The organism is Micromonospora sp. CPCC 206171, assembly GCF_036906755.1.
In the GTDB taxonomy this organism is placed as follows: domain Bacteria; phylum Actinomycetota; class Actinomycetes; order Mycobacteriales; family Micromonosporaceae; genus Micromonospora; species Micromonospora purpureochromogenes.
Genome location: NZ_JBAKHT010000073.1, coordinates 1 through 711 on the forward strand (window position 1 = coordinate 1; position 711 = coordinate 711).

The following is a 711-nucleotide window of genomic DNA, read 5'->3' on the forward strand; positions in this document are numbered from 1 at the left end:
CTGTCCGGTCTCGGGACCTGCGTGACACATCGGTATCAGGACCTGCGTGACACTCCGCTGAGTGTTGGTGGAGATGAGCGTGATGGAGCAGCGGTATCGAGCCGTCCAGGACGTGCTTGCCGGATCGACGGTCACGGACGTGGCCGAACGGTTTCGAGTCTCCCGCCAGGCCGTGCATCGCTGGCTCGCCTGGTATCAGGACGAGGGCCTGGAAGGGCTGGCCGACCGGTCCAGCCGGCCGCGGTCGTCCCCCGGGCAGACCCCGCCGGAGGTGGAGGCGCTGATCTGTGAGCTGCGCAGAAACCACCCTCGCTGGGGTGCCCGTCGCCTGGTCTATGAGCTCGGCCGCCGTGACTGCCCCGGCCCGATCCCGTCGCGGATCACCGTGCACCGGGTCCTGATCCGGCACGGCCTGATCGACCCGATACCCCGCCGGCGTCGTCGGGAGGACTACCGGCGGTGGGAACGTGGCCGGCCGATGGAACTGTGGCAGCTGGACATCGTCGGCGGCATCCAGCTCGCCGACGGCGGTGAGGCCAAGGTCGTCACCGGCGTCGACGACCACTCCCGCTTCTGCGTCATCGCCGCCGTGGTCCGCCGGGCCACCGGCCGGGCCGTATGCCTCGCCTTCGCCGAGGCCCTGCAACGGTTCGGGGCGCCCGAAGAGGTGCTGACGGACAACGGCAAGCAGTTCACCGCCCGGTTCGGCCG

Annotated in this window: 1 protein-coding gene; it reads left to right on the forward strand. The window is 70.3% G+C overall.

The features are described from left to right. Positions 1-73 precede the first annotated feature (73 nt). Positions 74-711: helix-turn-helix domain-containing protein (locus V6U89_RS30130; protein ID WP_334576706.1), on the forward strand; the 638-nt coding region annotated here is incomplete at its 3' end.